Raw genomic sequence first — 14,745 nt, 5'->3', positions numbered from 1 at the left:
AAAATCATTCTCAGATAATGCCCGGCTGCAGTTTACAAAAAATGCAAAACATGGTATTATCATCTTAGCTTTTTGTCAAAGGAGGTGGAACAATGTCTGTTCGCCAAAAAGTGCCGGAGGATCTTACCGCCAGGAAGGCTCTGGCATTGGAGGTCATTGACCGTCTGAAAAAAGAGTATCCGGATGCCGGATGCACCTTGGACTACGCCCATGCATGGCAGCTGCTTGTCAGTGTCCGGCTGGCCGCGCAGTGTACGGATGCCCGCGTGAATATCGTGGTCGAGGACCTGTTCGCCAAGTACCCCAGTGTAGCCGCACTGGCTGCCGCAGAACCGGAGGACATCGAAGCCATTGTGAAGCCCTGCGGCCTTGGGCACTCCAAAGCGCGGGATATCTCTGCCTGTATGCGGATGCTGCGGGACAAATACGATTGTCAGGTCCCCGCCACTTTTGAAGAACTGCTGGCTCTGCCCGGCGTGGGCCGCAAGAGCGCAAACCTCATCATGGGCGATGTGTTTGGCAAGCCAGCCATCGTGACAGATACCCACTGCATCCGGCTGTGCAACAGGATCGGCCTTGTGGACGGCATCAAGGAGCCGCAGAAAGTAGAAATGGCCCTGTGGAAGATCATCCCGCCCGAGGAAGGCAGCGATCTGTGTCATCGTTTTGTGATGCATGGCCGGGCTGTGTGCAATGCGCGCAAACCGGAATGCGAACACTGTTGTTTGAAGGCCATCTGCCGCTATGCGCAGGAGCAATCCGGTACGCAGACGGCAGGATCATAAATTTCAGGAGGTATTGATATGTTAGGTTTCATCTTCAGTCTGCTGGTCGGTGCACTGGCCGGTTACATTGCGGGCCGCATCATGGGCAGCGAAACTTCCACCCTGCGCAACATTGTGCTGGGCATTCTGGGCGGCTTTGTGGGCAGCATCCTGTTCGGCCTGATCGGCCTGAGTGCTACTGGCATCGTGGGCGAGATCCTCGTGTCCGTTGTGGGTGCCTGCGTCTGCATCTGGATCGGCCGCAAGCTGTTCAAGTAATTTTTCACTTTATGCCATGGCTGCTCTTTGAGTTTTTCTCGAAGGGCAGTTTTATTTTATCAAATGCATCTTTCGCACCATTGCAGGCGCAAAAATCCGGCCTTGACAGTATTCCGGAAGTATGATAAAATATTTTTCGTTATCAGGCCTGTGTGCTACTGTGGCTCAGCTGGTAGAGCAGCTCACTCGTAATGAGCAGGTCGCCTGTTCGAATCAGGTCAGTAGCTCCAAAAATCCTACGGATTTGCGTTGGAAAACGCAATGTCCGTAGGATTTTTTGTTTCTATTTTGGTGTTTTCAAAAAAAAATACAGCGCAAAACCCAACGCTGCCTGCAAAATGGTACAAAGAAAAAGCACGCCAATACAAACGTATCAGCGTGCTTTTTTAGTGCGGGTAGTGGGGGTGAGCAATTAAAATTGATGTGCTATCGTCAAAAAGCGCACCATCTGGTACTTCTTCCAGCGCTTGAATAAAGCCCTCTGGTTCGGGATCTGGAACAAAGGGGTGGTATAGTTCAGCGGGATATCGGAAGCCTTCAGCAAGGCCACCTGCGCTTCGTATGCCTCACAGGCTTTCTTCCCCATGTCGAACGAACGAATAGCGTTTTCATTCTTTCCGGTGGTTTCTTCATCCATCCGGTTGATGCTGCGGCGCAGATTGACCGTGTTCCCCTTAATGTCGCCGTACCAGAGCCCCACAAGTTCACCGGGGCGTACACCTGTAGCAACTGCAAACCGGTAGGCATAGATATACTCGTCAAAGACCAGCTTGCCATAGTAAAGGCGGGTGTCCACGTCAAACAGGATTTTCAATGCAGACGGCTGTAAAATATTTTTCTTCCCCATGCGGGCATTCTTCGGGATAGACAGCTCAGGGAACAGGGCGCTGTACTTGTTCCGGCGGCACCATTTCACAAAGCTGATCTCTGTTGAGCGGATCGTCATAAGGGTCTTGCGGCTCAGAGGTTTATCACTCGTGCGCTTTCCCCCTTTTTTGAGGCAGCGCTTTTTGAAAGACATGTCAATTGCCTTTTGCAGATGGCAAAGCCCTTCTTCAGATATTCTTTCAGAATACCATTGGCCCAGATACGGAACTGGGTGCCGCGAAGAGACTTGACACGGTAGCCAACGGAGATGATAACATCCAGACTATAGAACTCAACCAATTTGTCAGAATTTGGAATGTGCAAATTTTGCACATTCCTTTCTCGGTCAAGTTCACCCTCTTCAAATACGTTCTTGATGTGCCTTCCAATGACAGAACGGTCATGCTGAAACAGTTCTGCCATCTGCGCTCTGTTCAGCCATACCGTATCATCCACCAGCGTGGTCTGTATCTCAGTCAGACCGTCCTCGGTCCGATACATGATGATCTCGCCCTTGTTCTGGTTCTCCATCAGTTCACTTTTTCAAACACCATGGTTGCCTGAATGCGGTCACCACCCATCAGACCCTTACTGCCGCCGTTGGCTGTGGTGATGGTATGCAGCCGATAGCCCTTGGCCGCCTGCTCGTTGATGACATTCTCCAGCTCAGTCAGGTTGCCGGAACCAGTACCGATGAATTTTTCCTTCAAGGTCACCTGCAGCACCACATACTGGTACGAATTGCCGGATGCAGTAGAGTAAGAAGATTCTTTCTGTAAAGTATCCATAAAGCCCATGATTTTGTCCTCCTGTATTCTTGTTGATTCTCCCGGCGTTGGCGCGCCGGGGGAGTTTTTGTTTAGTTTACATCAGTTATTCAAAGCCTTTGCGCGCACAGTCGGGCTTGCTGCCTTGAACAGATCATATGCGTTCAAGACATCCGTAATTGCCTGACGCTCTTCCGGGGTGACTGTGTGGTCGATGCTGCCACCATCGCCGCTGTATCGGATAATGATTTCATCAGCGCTCAAAATATTCTTAAACCACTGGATATCTTCATCATCGCCCATAAAAGATGTCAGTTCCCAGTAATGCTTTCCATCATAGCCGCAGTCCACATCCGTCCAATCGATCGTGTAGGTGTATTTATACTCGCCTGCGCGAATCGTGATCGTGTCCAAGTACACATATTTGTTGCCGCTACACAGGACCATGAAAAACATTGACGGATCATTGGTGCTGCCATTTACAAAGAAGGGCAGTATATAGCTTTTGCCTTGATTGCTCAGTCGGTCTTCCGTGGGTGACACATAGCTTCTTGCGTCCTCGACCTTATCGTAACTGATTTTCAGCTTTGCAAGAGCGTCTTTCAGTCCCAGCACCTGCTGGGCTTCAGCCAGAACCGCAAAGTTACTGACCTGCGCCTTGCTTGCATCGTCCAATTCATTATAGGCATTTACGGCAGCCACAATTGCCGGGCGGCGGGCAGTTGTTACTGTTCCAATCTGACTGATAAGGTTCTCTACCGCGGCCACTGTTGCTGTGTTGCACTGTTCCAGAACGGCTGTGCTTGTATACTCTGCCGGGCTAACAGCCATCGCAGGCACCGTAGCAGACATGAATGTTGCCGCAATACACAGTGATACAGCGAGTGCTTTAACTACTTTTTTCATACATGACACTCCTTTTCTGTTGAAAAGAATCCATTTTTTGTGGATTTTTCGCGCCTTTTCAGTTGTCAAAAGTTGTTGTATGTAACTCCAAATTGTTGTATAATGTTCTTGAACATAAACCCGATCGGAGGATTGCAACATGACACGACAAGAAACCATCAACGCCATTCTGAAACTGCTGGAAAAAGCCGATTTCCGCCAGCTGCGGCTTGTGTGGGTGTACGCAAGCCACCTGATCGGATAAGCAACCAGCCACCACGCGAGGGAAGCCTTTATGGGCTTTCCTCTTTTTTTTGCGTCAATTTTTCGGCCATGTGCTCCAGCAGCTCCCAGTCCGCCGGGCTCAGGCCTGCCAGCATTTCAACAAAACGCTTTTTAAAGGTGTCACTGTCATCCTTGGTCAGCTCAGCCAGAAAAGCCGCCACCTGCTCCGACTGGGTGTCCTGCACAAACATTTCACCCTCGCCGGTACGCAGCCACGCTTCCCGGACGCCGAACTTATCGCAGATGTCTTTAATAGTACGGTCGCTGGGTTCAACAACATTAACCTCGTAGCTGCCGACGGTGTTCCGTTTAAGGTTCAGCCGGTCAGCAAACTCTTGTTGAGTCAGCTTTTCATTTTTTCTAACTTCTTTAATTCGTTCGCCTATCGTCATTTTGTTCACCTCCTTCGCCATCATTATAGCAGGTACAAATCAGCACGTCAAGATGATTTGTTGGAAAAATCAACAAACCTGCTCTTGACAAATGTTGTTTAACGGCCTATACTTGTCATGTAATCAACAAATCGTAACGAACTCTCAGCGAAAGGAGGTGAAGAAGATGGATCACTCTCCCCGCACGCCGGAAGAACAGGAGCAGCTTGACAAGAAGACGCTGGAGGAAACCGAGCGATACTATGCACGCCTTGACCTGAAATACGGTATTGCTTTCGCTCTGTCCATCATTGCGCTGCTCATCAACGTCATCAACCTTTTAAGGCTGTAGCAATGGCAACAAGCAGGCTCAAAACCGACAAACCAAGAGCAATGTTGGCACGCCTTTCAGTCTTTGTGAAATGCTTTTGTTCTTCCAGCGCAACACGACCACCAGCATTGATCTGATAGGTGTACTCCGGTTCTTCATACTCATACCGGAACGCATCCTCATCTTCATAACGAAAAACCATATTTTTGTCCGTCAGCCATTGCATCGTTTCAAAGTTGACGGTCATGCCACACTTTCCCATCTGATAAATGGAAAAGGCTTCATCAGGATATCTTCATTCACACCCATCCTGATTGCAGTATTTTTTCGCAGGGCGATTTATACAACTTCGCACACGACGATTCTATAAAGCTTCTGACTGCAGTTGGTCATAACGGGCACATTTACGCGATTGAGAAAACGTCAGAGTATGATTCGAATACCATCAAGGCTATTTCTTCCCGGCTTTTCACAAAAGTAAACGCATTGAGTGACATTCCAAGGGAACAATTGCCCGACAAACAACTGCTTCAGGAAGCCGAATCCATAATTCGTGATTCAATCAAGGAGATGAAAAAATATGGCATCCGGTTCTATGAGTGATTATTTCACACCAGAAGTAATTAAAGAACTTCAAGAAACATTGCTGAAACATCCGATTGACCACTCGTATGATGAAGAATGTGAAGCATACGACAATGATGTTCCGCCTGAGCAACTTGCATCGCGCTGTGCCTATGATGCATTGAAAGGGATTGGCAAGCTCCCGCCCGGCATCGAATAATCTTAACCGCCATCCACCCGGACGGTGGTTTTCTTTTGCCAATTTTTCAGGAGGTACACTATGGTTACTACAGTTCTTATCACTCTGATGATCCTCGCGCTGCTTGAGATCGTTCTGCTGAACGGTGCCCGGCTGTTCTTCATGATTGCATGATCGTTTCCGATTTGTCCGCTCAAGTCAATGACCTGCTGCGCCCGATGGGCATCACACGCAATGTGAGCGCCTACAGCATCCTGCTCCGGTGTATCGAACTGACCTATGAGCAGGAGGACCGCCTGCAGGCTGTGGAGAAAGAGATCTACACTCCGATCGCAGATCAGCGATGTTGTGACCCTAAGGCGATCCAAAGCGCGATCCGCAGGGCTACGAGAACCGCGTGGGACACAAACCCCGACTATGTGCAGCAGCTGGCAGGCTACCCGCTGACCGGTGCGCCCAGCGCGGTGCAGTTTCTGGAGATGCTGTACAACGCGGCGGTGAGAGCAGTCTGAAAATTTAATAGTGTTACCATGATAAGAAAAAGCACGCAGGTTCTGTACGAACCAACGTGCTTTTTCTCTCATGCGGGTAGTGGGGGTCGAACCCACACGCCTTGCGGCACAGGAACCTAAATCCTGCGCGTCTGCCAATTCCACCATACCCGCAAATGTGTATTTGTGCAACTTTAAAGAAACTGCTCTAATATAGTATCAGTTCCATGCACAAAAGTCAATCTCTGCACTGATATTTTCACCCGCTCCCGCGCATACTATCGCCGGGCAGTCGTATCATTCTGCGACGCCGGAAGGGGGTCCCCATGCGCAGAGCAAAACTCCGCCGCTTTTTCCGCATTGCGGCAGCTTATCTTCTGGTTGCTATTCTGGCTGCGCTGGGATGGCTCTGGCACAGTCTGCCTTCTGAGATCCTGCTGGAGCCCGGGCAGTCCCTTTCCCTGCCCCGCTTTTCTTTCATCGAGCCTCTGCGCAGCACCGGCTCCCGCAATGCAGCCAGCACGCAGGCTGTAGGCAGCTATCAGGTCACTTTGTCGCTGGGCGGCTGGCTGCCCATCAAAACCGTGCGCGCCCTTGTGGAGACCCGGCCTGCTGTCACAGTCTGCGGCACACCTTTCGGAGTCAAAATGTTCTCAGAAGGCGCACTCATCGTGGGCTTTTCCGATCTGAACACGGCCAAAGGCACCATAAACCCCGCCAAGAAAGCCGGGCTTCGGCTGGGTGACCGCGTGGTGCGCATGGACGGCGTTCTGACCGAGACCAACGATGCGGTGCACGATGCACTGGAAGCCGCAGCAGGCGCCCCGGTGCGGCTGATCTATATCCGCGAGGGTGAACAGTTCCAGACTCAGCTCACGCCCGCATGGGACAGCACCGCCGGGCAGTGGCGCGCCGGGATGTGGGTGCGTGATTCCTCCGCAGGCGTAGGCACCATGACCTTTGTGGACAACGATGCTGAGGTGTTTGCCGGTCTGGGGCATCCCATCAGCGACAGTGACACCGGCGAAAGCGTTGCGCTGCGCAGCGGCGAGATCGTCCCCTGCCAGATCGTGGGGTGTACCGGCGGCACTGTGGGCAGCCCGGGTGAGCTGAAGGGCCGCTTTCTGAGCACCCATGCGCTGGGCAGTATCTGCATCAACGGCGAGACCGGGGTCTATGGCCGGACACGCACTGTATTTTCCGGCCCGGAAGCAGAGATCGCTTTTGCGCAGGAGATCGTGCCCGGCGATGCAGAGATCTGGACCACAGTGGACGGAGAAGCGCCTCAGCATTACCAGATCCGCATTGAAAAGGTAAACGATGCCGACCCGCACCGCAACATGATCCTGCATGTGACGGACCGGAGGCTTCTGGCAAAGACCGGCGGCATTGTGCAGGGCATGAGCGGAAGTCCCATCCTGCAGAACGGCAGGCTGGTGGGTGCCGTGACCCACGTACTGGTAAATGACCCGACACGCGGCTACGGCATTTTTGCGCAGACCATGCTGAAACAGGCGCATTCCATTGAAAAAACAGACGATGCTGCGCAGCCATAAAGCTGATTTGCAAAAAAATTTGCGCATTTCGATTTTCTTTGCCAAAATTTACCAATATAAGCCGTTGAAAGTTCTGGAAAATTATGGTAAAATCCATGGTGTTAAGGGAACTGCACACATTGGAGGAAACAACCATGGACAAAGTGAGATTTTTGATGTCAGACACTGGTGCACAAATTACTGCCGCCTGCCGTGAGGCACTGGAGCAGAAGGGTGTGGATGTGACCGTCGTGGAAAAGGACGGCAACAAGGTGCTGCAGAAAATGCTGGCTGTGCGTCCGCAGGTAGTGCTGCTGGATGCCTTTATGCCCGGGCTGGATGCCCTGGCAGTCAAGCAGCGCTACAATGCCGCCGGGGAACGGCACACTTCCTTCTTCGTGACAGGCGCTTTCCAGAGCGAAGAGATGGTTCAGGAGCTGCTGGATGAGGGCTTTTCCTACTATTTTGTAAAGCCCTTTGATGAGACCGTGCTTGCCGCCCGGGTCCTCAAGGCTGCGCTCGGGACGGAAAACCGCATCCTGCACACCAGCGTGGACAGCGATGAACTGACCGTGACCGAGATCCTGCACCAGATCGGCGTGCCTGCCCATATCAAGGGCTACCAGTTCCTGCGGGATGCCATCCTGCTCACCATGAACGAGCCGGAGTATATCAACGCTGTGACCAAGCGTCTGTACCCGGAAATCGCCAAGAAAAACGGCACTACCGCCAGCCGTGTGGAGCGCGCCATCCGCCACGCCATCGAGGTGGCGTGGGACCGGGGTGATGTGGACACCCTCAACAGCTACTTCGGCTACACCATCCATAACCTGCGCGGAAAACCCACCAACAGCGAGTTCATTGCAATGATAGCTGACAAGATGCGGCTGGATAAACGGCAGAGGGTGGGGTGAGTGTTGCTTCCGCACAATTCAGCGTTCCACCGTTTTTATTGACACAAGTTGTTCCATAATCTTCCTGCTTAAAAGCCGATGCTGCACGCACCGGCTTTTTCTTTGGGTTCCTGTCTTTCATAGAATCCGCTGCCGTTCATATTCTGATAAGAGCAAGCCATGCAGGCAAAGGAGGTTTTGCCCTTGAAACGATCAGAATACCTTGCCCGGCGCAGGCGGGCCAGAGTTGCGGCGATGATGTTGTTTGCCCTTATCATGGGGTTTGTATCTGCTGCGCCGCCAGTCGTCACCGGATGTCAGGCGCAGGATCTGACCCCGGCACCGGACACCTCGGTGCTCTCCCCTGCCATTTCTGTTCCGGTGCAGGCCGAGCCCGCTGCTCCTGTTCTTCCGGAAAAGTGGGTCTGTCTGACCTTTGATGACGGCCCCAGCAAAACCACGCCGGATGTGCTCAATGCCCTGAACGCTGCAGGGGTGCACGCCACCTTTTTTGTGGTGGCTACCGGCCACAACGAAAAGTATCTGCCCTTGCTCACCGAAGCGGTCAGCGCCGGGCATCAGATCGCACTGCACTCTGCTTCCCACGAGTACAGCGATATCTACCGCAGCAGCGAAGCCTACTGGGCGGACATTGCACTGCTGAAGGAGCGCATTGCTCCCTATGTGGACGCAGAAAGCATCCGGTATCTGCGGTTCCCGGGCGGCAGCACCAACACGGTGAGCCGACGCTACGGCGGGAAAGGCCTGATGAAGCAGTTGAAAGCCGAAGTAGAGCAGAAGGGCTGGCAGTGGGTGGACTGGAACGTCTGCGCCGAGGACGCCGTAGGCGGGCATCCAAGCGCGGACACCATTTACCGCAATGTGGTGCGGGAGACCGGGCAGCAGACGAACTGCATCGTTCTGATGCACGATTCCGCCACCACCCGCACCACCGCCGAGGCGCTGCCCGACATCATCCGGTGGTATGCGGATCAGGGTTTTGCGTTTTTGACGGTGGCCGAAGCGCTGCCGATTGGGTAAACGATTTTAATGGCCTCCGTTTCACTCTGGCCATATTCAGCGGAAAAATTATTTTTATTCGTGTTTGTCGCGGCCTGCGGGCCGCTCCAAACACTCTTTCACGAATAGGGACTAACCGGGATAGCTGCATTTTTCCTCTGCGGCTCCTTCGTGAAAAAGCAAAAGGGAAGCGTCCGCAGACGCTTCCCTTTTGCAAGTTAAAACGATTTTCCGCTAAGAATGGCCGAGCGCACACGGAGCCATTTTCAAATCATTCGTCCGCGTTCTGGCAGAACAGCGAGAAGGTACGGTAGGCCATGTACAGGTCGGTCTTGTGGATGACCTCGAAGGGCGAGTGCATGGACAGCACCGGCACACCGATGTCCAGCACGGGAATACCCCGGTTTGCCACATACTTGGCAATGGTGCCGCCGCCGCCAAGATCCAGACGGCCCAGCTCGCCGATCTGCCACGCCACATCGTTGGCGTCCAGCAGGCGGGTGATGTCCCCTACCAGCTCGGCGTTGGCATCGCTGGCAGAGCTCTTGCCGCGGCTACCGGTATACTTGAAGAACGCCACGCCGCGTCCGGCATAGGTGCCGTTCTGCTTTTCAAAGGCACCTGCCCAGGACGGGTCATAGGCAGCGGTCACGTCCGCAGACAGGCAGACGCTGTTGCGGAAGGCAAGGATATCGTCCTGACCGGCTGCGCGGCACAGCAGCTGCATGAAGTGGAACACATACATGCTCTGCATACCGGTGACGCCGTCGGAGCCGATCTCTTCCTTATCAGTCAGCACGCAGACAGTGGTGTGCACCGGGTCTTTGGTCTCGATCTCTGCCATCAGTGCGGGATAGGCGTCCACCCGGTCGTCGTGACCGTAGCCGCCCACCATGGCGCGGTCAAAGCCCACGTCCCGGGCCTTGTGGGCGGGCACCACCTCGATCTCGGCACGGGTGAAGTCCCGCTCGGTGATGCCGTACTTTTCGTGCAGCAGCATCAGGGTGTTGAGCTTGACTGCTTCCTTGATGTCGGCGTCCTCCACGGCATCGGAGCCGATGAGGACGTTCAGCTCTTCTGCCTTGATGCCCTCGCTGAGCTTGCGGTCGTTCTGCTCGGCACCCAGATGGGGCAGCAGGTCGGTGATGCAGAACACGGGGTCGCTCTCATCCTCACCCACGCACACCGAAACGCTGGAACCATCTGCACGGGTGAACACGCCGTGGATGGCCAGCGGCATGGTGCCCCACTGATACTTGCGGATGCCGCCGTAGTAGTGGGTCTTGAAATAACTGAAATGGTCGGCCTCGTACAGCGGATTCGGGCGCAGGTCCAGCCGGGGGCTGTCGATGTGGGCAATGACCAGCCGGAAGCCCTCTTCAAAAGATCTCTGGCCGATGGTAGCGGCCACCACCGCCTTGTGTTCCTGCACAAAGTAGATCTTCTGGCCGGGGGCATAGGTCTTTTTCGGCTCGAACTTCTCATAGCCGGCTTCCAGCAGCATTTTTTCGCTGACGGCAGCCGCTTCGCGCTCGGTTTTGGCGGTGTTCAGAAACGCTTTGTAGCCCTCGGCAAAGGCTGCGGCTTCCTTCTTGACACCGGTGTTCTTGTCGGCAGCATACTCTGGCTTATAAAGCAGCTGTTCGGCAGCCTGCTTTGCGGTAAGTTTTTCGCTCATTTTCCTTATCTCCTCTCAGCTTCCTGCATAGATGCGCTGATATTCCGCATAGCAGAAAGTGATCTTTTTTACGTAGTGGTTCATCTGGCTGTAAGGGAAGCCCTGCAGCGTTTCGCCGTCTGCGGAGTGCTCTTCCATCTGCAAAAGAGCATCCACCGTGCCCCACCCGCTGTGATAAGCAGCAGCGGCAGTGGCAACATCGCCGTTGTAGCGCTCCATGCACAGGTGCAGGTAATAGCATCCGAACCGGATGCTGGTCTCCGGGTCGTAGAGATTTGCAAAGAGCAACCCTTCGTCCGGTGCGATCTTGCTGCGCAGCCAGATAAAGGTCTCCTCGGTCATCTGCATCAGGCCCCGGGCATCCACAGTGGAGGTGGCCTGCGGGTCAAAGCCGCTTTCGGTGCGGATGAAGGCATCCACCAGAAGCGGGTCAAGGTCGTAGGTGTCGGCCCAGCGCTCCACCAGCGCTTCGTACTTACGGGGGTATAAAAGCCGTTCTGCCCTGCCCCACAAGTTGGGCACCAGCACAAACAGCAGGATCAGCGCCATGCCCAGCAGGAACAGCCTGCGGCTGCGCATTTTTTTGCGGCGGCGTGCCTTCTGGGCGCGGAGAGCGCGGCGGATGCGGGCCGCCTCCGGGTCGTACTGCGGTGCAGGATCTTGTTCGTTATATCGTTCGTTCAAAGCTCTTTTCCCGCACCTCCTTCTGCCAGAAGCTTCCCGCACAGCTCCTCAGCCGCAGCCTGCAGATGTGCAAGGTCTGCGTCGTTGCGCAGAACATAGTCTGCCTGTGCGGTGAGCACGGTTTCCGGCGTCTGTGCGTTCAGGCGGCGGGCAGCCATTTCAGCCGAAATGCCGTCCCGGGCCACGATGCGGGCCACACTGGTCTCAAAAGGTGCCGTGACCACGCACAGGCGGTCGCACTCGGCCTGTGCCGCAGTCCCCACGATGACCGCACCATCCAGCACGAACAGCGGTGCTCCGGCATCCAGTGCCGCCTGCTTTGCCGCACGGATGCGGTGGACGATCTCCGGATGGGTCAGGCTGTCCAGCGCTGCTTTGCCCTCAGGGGTGGCAAAAGCACAGTCGGCCAGCAGGCGGCGGTTCAATGTGCCATCCTGCTTTAAAATGTCCGCGCCAAACCGCCGCGCCAGCTTTGGCAGCAGCGGCGAGCCGGGCAGCAAAATTTCGCGGCTGATCTGGTCGGCGTCGGCCAGCGGCACGCCGTGGGCCGAAAACACCGAGGTGACCGTAGATTTTCCGCAGCCGCTGCGGCCGGTGATTCCCAAACAGATCATAGCTTGATCACCCGGAAAGCCGCAGCGCGGATCAGGCGGTTGTACACCGCCATGGAAAGGCCGTCTTTTCTGGGACAGCGGGCGTAGACCACCGCATCCCCCTGCTCATCCAGCGCACGCAGAGAGCGGAAAATGTGCTTTGCCTGATCGGCACCGTCCCCTTCGCGGCCATACTCCACGCAGGGCACACCCAGCTTTTCTGCCTCGCCGGTGAAGCACAGGCAGCTGGGATTCTGGTCAGCGTGGGCGTCCACATATGCCTTGAACTGCTCAAAGGTGCCGTCCAGCAGGGTCACATCTGCCTTGGGCGCATAGTGCTTGTACTTCATGCCGGGGCTGCGCACCACAGCACCCTCCGGCAGCTTTTCAAGGATGGCCTTGGACACTTCCACCTCTTCACCGAGGGCACGCTCGAGGTCTTCCAGCGTGATGTGGCCCGGGCGGAACAGGGTGGGCTTTTCGCCTACCACCGACACCACGGTGCTTTCCACGCCCACATCGCACTCGCCGCCATCCAGAATCAGCGGCAGGCGGCCGTCCATATCGGTGAACACATCCTGCGCGTTGGTGGGGCTGGGCTTGCCGGAAAGATTGGCGCTGGGGGCGGCAAAGGCGCAGCCGCTCTTTTCAATGACTGCACGGGCCACCGGGTGGCTGGGCATCCGGATGCCCACGGTATCCAGACCTGCACAGCACTCCGCTGCCACCTCCGGGCCGCGGGGCATGATGATGGTGAGCGGGCCGGGGCAGAACGCCGCCATCAGCAGCTGGGCGCGCTCCGGCACCTCGCTGACAAGGCCGGGCAGCATTTCCGGGCCGGTGACATGGACGATGAGGGGATTGTCCTGCGGACGTCCCTTCGCCACAAAGATCTTTTTGACCGCCTCGCCGTTGCGTGCATCGGCAGCAATGCCGTAAACCGTCTCGGTGGGCAGCGCCACCAGCTCGCCTTTCTGCAGCAGGGCAGCCGCTTTTTCAATGCTTTTTTCTTCTGCAGCGGATAAAACTTCAGTCTTAAATTCCATACGGATCATCGTTCTTTCTATCTGTAAAGTATTTTTGCTTTTCGGCGTATTTCAACAGGATAACGTGTTATTTTAAAATCATATTTTCAGTGTTGTTCGTTGAGCTTCTGCAGTTTTTCGGTCTGTTCCCGGGTGGCAAGCGCGTCGATCACGTCGTCCAGATTGCCGTCCATGATCTTATCCAGATTGTGCACGGTCAGGCCGATGCGGTGGTCGGTGCAGCGGTCCTGCGGGAAGTTATAGGTACGGATCTTCTCGCTGCGGTCACCGGTGCCCACCTGCCCCTGCCGCTCCGAATTGATGGCGTCCTGCTGCTGTTTCTGCTTCTGTGCCAGCAGGCGGCTGCGCAGGATCTCCAGTGCCTTATCCTTGTTCTGGAACTGGCTGCGCTCGTTCTGGCATTCTACCACCGTGCCGGTGGGGATATGTGTCACACGGATGGCGCTGGAGGTTTTGTTGATGTGCTGACCGCCCGCGCCGGAGGAACGGAAGGTGTCGATGCGCAGGTCTTTCAGGTCCAGTGCAAAGTCCACTTCCTCGGCCTGAGGCATAACGGCCACCGTAGCGGTGGAGGTGTGGATGCGGCCCTGGGTCTCGGTCTCCGGCACGCGCTGCACCCGGTGCACACCGCTCTCGTACTTGAGGCGGTTGTAGGCCCCGGCACCATCCACCGAGAAGATGGCTTCCTTCACGCCGCCAAGCTCGGTCTCGTTCAGGTTGAGCATTTCCAGCTTCCATCCCCTGCTTTGCACATACATGGTGTACATGCGCAGCAGACTGTGGGCAAACAGGGCCGCTTCCTCGCCGCCTGCGCCGCTGCGGATCTCCACAATGACATTTTTGCCATCGTTCACATCTTTGGGCAGCAGCATAATTTTGAGATTATTTTCCAGTTTTTCCACATCTTGACTTTTTTCGCTGATTTCCTGCTGTATCATCTGTTTAAAGTCCGGGTCAAGAGCACCAGACTCTTCCAGCAGGGCTTTTGCCTGTTCCAGATGATCCTGTGCAGTCTGCCACTCCCGGTAGGCCTGCACAACAGGCTCTGCGTCGTGATACTCCCGCATCAGCTTGCGGAACAGCGCAGGGTCGGCAGCGGCATCCGGCTGGTTCAGGCGGACGGAAAGCTCCTCAAAGCGATGGCAGACAGCATCCATTTGGGTAAACATGTTCGGCATAATTCCGGCAGTTCTCCTAACAACTCAAATCTGCATCTGCAGCGCAGCAGGACGCCCCGGCAGGGCACGTCTCACACCCGCACATGCAAAGGCATACGTTTCCCATGCGAGCTGTGCCGGACGCTAGACCTGCCCGGGCCTTATCACCTTTTTGATGTTCTTTTCAATTTTAGCACGCGGCAGCATCACCTCATGCCCGCAGCCAGTGCACCGGATCTTGAAATCCATGCCGACGCGCAGCACTTCAAAGCTCTGCGCACCGCAGGGGTGCTTTTTGCGGGTGAGGATGGTATCGCCTACAGCAATGTCCATAAC

General features: G+C 55.1%; 20 protein-coding genes and 2 tRNA genes. 9 read left to right on the top strand and 13 right to left on the bottom strand.

Features of this window, described 5'->3' with window-relative positions:
- Positions 1 to 92 precede the first annotated feature (92 nt).
- The 3 genes from MTP37_RS06495 (at position 93) to MTP37_RS06485 (ending at position 1,273) form a co-directional block, all read left to right on the top strand.
- The gene (locus MTP37_RS06495) at positions 93 to 785 is read left to right on the top strand and encodes an endonuclease III domain-containing protein (RefSeq protein ID WP_249238652.1); all 693 of its coding nucleotides are present in this window, start codon (positions 93 to 95) and stop codon (positions 783 to 785) included.
- Positions 786 to 803: 18 nt separating this feature from the next.
- Entirely contained in the window at positions 804 to 1,043 is a 240-nt protein-coding gene (locus MTP37_RS06490; RefSeq protein WP_249238651.1) for a GlsB/YeaQ/YmgE family stress response membrane protein, read from the top strand.
- Between the two features lie 154 nt (positions 1,044 to 1,197).
- Positions 1,198 to 1,273 (top strand) — tRNA-Thr (locus MTP37_RS06485).
- Positions 1,274 to 1,455: 182 nt separating this feature from the next.
- Here the strand turns inward: MTP37_RS06485 and MTP37_RS06480 are convergent.
- From MTP37_RS06480 to MTP37_RS06460, 5 genes are all read right to left on the bottom strand, one after another.
- Entirely contained in the window at positions 1,456 to 1,989 is a 534-nt protein-coding gene (locus MTP37_RS06480) for a site-specific integrase (RefSeq protein WP_249238650.1), read from the bottom strand.
- A gap of 14 nt (positions 1,990 to 2,003) precedes the next feature.
- A complete protein-coding gene (locus MTP37_RS06475; RefSeq protein ID WP_249238649.1) occupies positions 2,004 to 2,441 on the bottom strand; it encodes a virulence RhuM family protein in 438 nt (145 codons plus the stop codon).
- Positions 2,441 to 2,707: a DUF4177 domain-containing protein gene (locus MTP37_RS06470; protein ID WP_249238648.1), complete on the bottom strand. Its 267-nt coding sequence runs from the start codon at positions 2,705 to 2,707 to the stop codon at positions 2,441 to 2,443. The genes MTP37_RS06475 and MTP37_RS06470 overlap by 1 nt, the downstream gene beginning before the upstream one ends.
- Positions 2,708 to 2,779: 72 nt before the next feature.
- Positions 2,780 to 3,583 (bottom strand): hypothetical protein, encoded by an 804-nt coding sequence (locus MTP37_RS06465; protein WP_249238647.1) that lies wholly within the window; start codon positions 3,581 to 3,583, stop codon positions 2,780 to 2,782.
- 272 nt (positions 3,584 to 3,855) lie between these two features.
- Positions 3,856 to 4,239, bottom strand: coding sequence for a helix-turn-helix domain-containing protein (locus tag MTP37_RS06460; protein WP_249238646.1), 384 nt, complete (start codon positions 4,237 to 4,239; stop codon positions 3,856 to 3,858).
- 166 nt (positions 4,240 to 4,405) lie between these two features.
- Here MTP37_RS06460 and MTP37_RS06455 point away from each other — a divergent pair, with 166 nt between their 5' ends.
- Positions 4,406 to 4,570, top strand: coding sequence for a hypothetical protein (locus MTP37_RS06455; protein WP_249238645.1), 165 nt, complete (start codon positions 4,406 to 4,408; stop codon positions 4,568 to 4,570).
- Here MTP37_RS06455 and MTP37_RS06450 read toward each other — a convergent pair.
- Positions 4,551 to 4,796, bottom strand: coding sequence for a hypothetical protein (locus tag MTP37_RS06450; RefSeq protein ID WP_249238644.1), 246 nt, complete (start codon positions 4,794 to 4,796; stop codon positions 4,551 to 4,553). The two genes, MTP37_RS06455 and MTP37_RS06450, sit on opposite strands and share 20 nt — an antisense overlap.
- 333 nt (positions 4,797 to 5,129) lie before the next feature.
- Between MTP37_RS06450 and MTP37_RS06445 the strand changes: the two genes are divergently transcribed.
- Entirely contained in the window at positions 5,130 to 5,333 is a 204-nt protein-coding gene (locus MTP37_RS06445) for a hypothetical protein (protein ID WP_249238643.1), read from the top strand.
- Positions 5,334 to 5,497: 164 nt separating this feature from the next.
- The gene (locus MTP37_RS06440) at positions 5,498 to 5,824 is read left to right on the top strand and encodes a sporulation initiation factor Spo0A C-terminal domain-containing protein (protein ID WP_249238642.1); all 327 of its coding nucleotides are present in this window, start codon (positions 5,498 to 5,500) and stop codon (positions 5,822 to 5,824) included.
- A 71-nt stretch (positions 5,825 to 5,895) separates the two neighbouring features.
- On the opposite strand, the gene MTP37_RS06435 is transcribed toward MTP37_RS06440, so the two are convergent.
- Positions 5,896 to 5,977, bottom strand: a tRNA-Leu gene (locus MTP37_RS06435).
- Between the two features lie 152 nt (positions 5,978 to 6,129).
- Between MTP37_RS06435 and spoIVB the strand changes: the two genes are divergently transcribed.
- From spoIVB to MTP37_RS06420, 3 genes are all read left to right on the top strand, one after another.
- On the top strand, positions 6,130 to 7,359 hold the full coding sequence (gene spoIVB, locus MTP37_RS06430; protein ID WP_249238641.1) for a SpoIVB peptidase: 1,230 nt from the start codon (positions 6,130 to 6,132) through the stop codon (positions 7,357 to 7,359).
- 134 nt (positions 7,360 to 7,493) lie between these two features.
- Complete coding sequence (gene spo0A, locus MTP37_RS06425; protein ID WP_249238640.1) at positions 7,494 to 8,252, top strand: sporulation transcription factor Spo0A; 759 nt, start codon at positions 7,494 to 7,496, stop codon at positions 8,250 to 8,252.
- Positions 8,253 to 8,435: 183 nt separating this feature from the next.
- Positions 8,436 to 9,272 (top strand): polysaccharide deacetylase family protein, encoded by an 837-nt coding sequence (locus tag MTP37_RS06420; RefSeq protein ID WP_249238639.1) that lies wholly within the window; start codon positions 8,436 to 8,438, stop codon positions 9,270 to 9,272.
- A 250-nt stretch (positions 9,273 to 9,522) separates the two neighbouring features.
- On the opposite strand, the gene MTP37_RS06415 is transcribed toward MTP37_RS06420, so the two are convergent.
- The 6 genes from MTP37_RS06415 to MTP37_RS06390 form a co-directional block, all read right to left on the bottom strand.
- Entirely contained in the window at positions 9,523 to 10,929 is a 1,407-nt protein-coding gene (locus MTP37_RS06415; RefSeq protein ID WP_249238638.1) for an aminopeptidase, read from the bottom strand.
- A gap of 15 nt (positions 10,930 to 10,944) precedes the next feature.
- Entirely contained in the window at positions 10,945 to 11,613 is a 669-nt protein-coding gene (locus MTP37_RS06410; RefSeq protein ID WP_249238637.1) for a lytic transglycosylase domain-containing protein, read from the bottom strand.
- Positions 11,610 to 12,227, bottom strand: coding sequence for a dephospho-CoA kinase (gene coaE / locus MTP37_RS06405; protein WP_249238636.1), 618 nt, complete (start codon positions 12,225 to 12,227; stop codon positions 11,610 to 11,612). The genes MTP37_RS06410 and coaE overlap by 4 nt, the downstream gene beginning before the upstream one ends.
- Positions 12,224 to 13,252 (bottom strand): L-threonylcarbamoyladenylate synthase, encoded by a 1,029-nt coding sequence (locus MTP37_RS06400; RefSeq protein WP_249238635.1) that lies wholly within the window; start codon positions 13,250 to 13,252, stop codon positions 12,224 to 12,226. The genes coaE and MTP37_RS06400 overlap by 4 nt, the downstream gene beginning before the upstream one ends.
- Before the next feature lie 86 nt (positions 13,253 to 13,338).
- Positions 13,339 to 14,430, bottom strand: a complete 1,092-nt coding sequence (gene prfA, locus MTP37_RS06395) for a peptide chain release factor 1 (RefSeq protein WP_249238634.1) — start codon at positions 14,428 to 14,430, stop codon at positions 13,339 to 13,341.
- A gap of 123 nt (positions 14,431 to 14,553) precedes the next feature.
- Positions 14,554 to 14,742, bottom strand: coding sequence for a DUF951 domain-containing protein (locus MTP37_RS06390; protein WP_249238633.1), 189 nt, complete (start codon positions 14,740 to 14,742; stop codon positions 14,554 to 14,556).
- Positions 14,743 to 14,745: the final 3 nt, after the last annotated feature.

Origin of the sequence: Faecalibacterium sp. HTF-F, from assembly GCF_023347535.1 — a bacterium.
Lineage (GTDB): Bacteria > Bacillota > Clostridia > Oscillospirales > Ruminococcaceae > Faecalibacterium > Faecalibacterium wellingii.
The sequence above is the reverse complement of the archived record's forward strand: the minus strand, read 5'-3'. Positions and strand labels throughout refer to the sequence as shown.

Bases quoted from the DNA above. Each gene is read 5' to 3' on its own strand.
- MTP37_RS06495 (WP_249238652.1), top strand. From the start codon at position 93: ATGTCTGTTCGCCAAAAAGTGCCGGAGGATCTTACCGCCAGGAAGGCT.
- MTP37_RS06490 (WP_249238651.1), top strand. From the start codon at position 804: ATGTTAGGTTTCATCTTCAGTCTGCTGGTCGGTGCACTGGCCGGTTAC.
- MTP37_RS06480 (WP_249238650.1), bottom strand. From the start codon at position 1,989: ATGACGATCCGCTCAACAGAGATCAGCTTTGTGAAATGGTGCCGCCGG.
- MTP37_RS06475 (WP_249238649.1), bottom strand. From the start codon at position 2,441: ATGGAGAACCAGAACAAGGGCGAGATCATCATGTATCGGACCGAGGAC.
- MTP37_RS06470 (WP_249238648.1), bottom strand. From the start codon at position 2,707: ATGGGCTTTATGGATACTTTACAGAAAGAATCTTCTTACTCTACTGCA.
- MTP37_RS06465 (WP_249238647.1), bottom strand. From the start codon at position 3,583: ATGAAAAAAGTAGTTAAAGCACTCGCTGTATCACTGTGTATTGCGGCA.
- MTP37_RS06460 (WP_249238646.1), bottom strand. From the start codon at position 4,239: ATGACGATAGGCGAACGAATTAAAGAAGTTAGAAAAAATGAAAAGCTG.
- MTP37_RS06455 (WP_249238645.1), top strand. From the start codon at position 4,406: ATGGATCACTCTCCCCGCACGCCGGAAGAACAGGAGCAGCTTGACAAG.
- MTP37_RS06450 (WP_249238644.1), bottom strand. From the start codon at position 4,796: ATGACCGTCAACTTTGAAACGATGCAATGGCTGACGGACAAAAATATG.
- MTP37_RS06445 (WP_249238643.1), top strand. From the start codon at position 5,130: ATGGCATCCGGTTCTATGAGTGATTATTTCACACCAGAAGTAATTAAA.
- spoIVB (WP_249238641.1), top strand. From the start codon at position 6,130: ATGCGCAGAGCAAAACTCCGCCGCTTTTTCCGCATTGCGGCAGCTTAT.
- spo0A (WP_249238640.1), top strand. From the start codon at position 7,494: ATGGACAAAGTGAGATTTTTGATGTCAGACACTGGTGCACAAATTACT.
- MTP37_RS06415 (WP_249238638.1), bottom strand. From the start codon at position 10,929: ATGAGCGAAAAACTTACCGCAAAGCAGGCTGCCGAACAGCTGCTTTAT.
- coaE (WP_249238636.1), bottom strand. From the start codon at position 12,227: ATGATCTGTTTGGGAATCACCGGCCGCAGCGGCTGCGGAAAATCTACG.
- MTP37_RS06400 (WP_249238635.1), bottom strand. From the start codon at position 13,252: ATGGAATTTAAGACTGAAGTTTTATCCGCTGCAGAAGAAAAAAGCATT.
- prfA (WP_249238634.1), bottom strand. From the start codon at position 14,430: ATGCCGAACATGTTTACCCAAATGGATGCTGTCTGCCATCGCTTTGAG.
- MTP37_RS06390 (WP_249238633.1), bottom strand. From the start codon at position 14,742: ATGGACATTGCTGTAGGCGATACCATCCTCACCCGCAAAAAGCACCCC.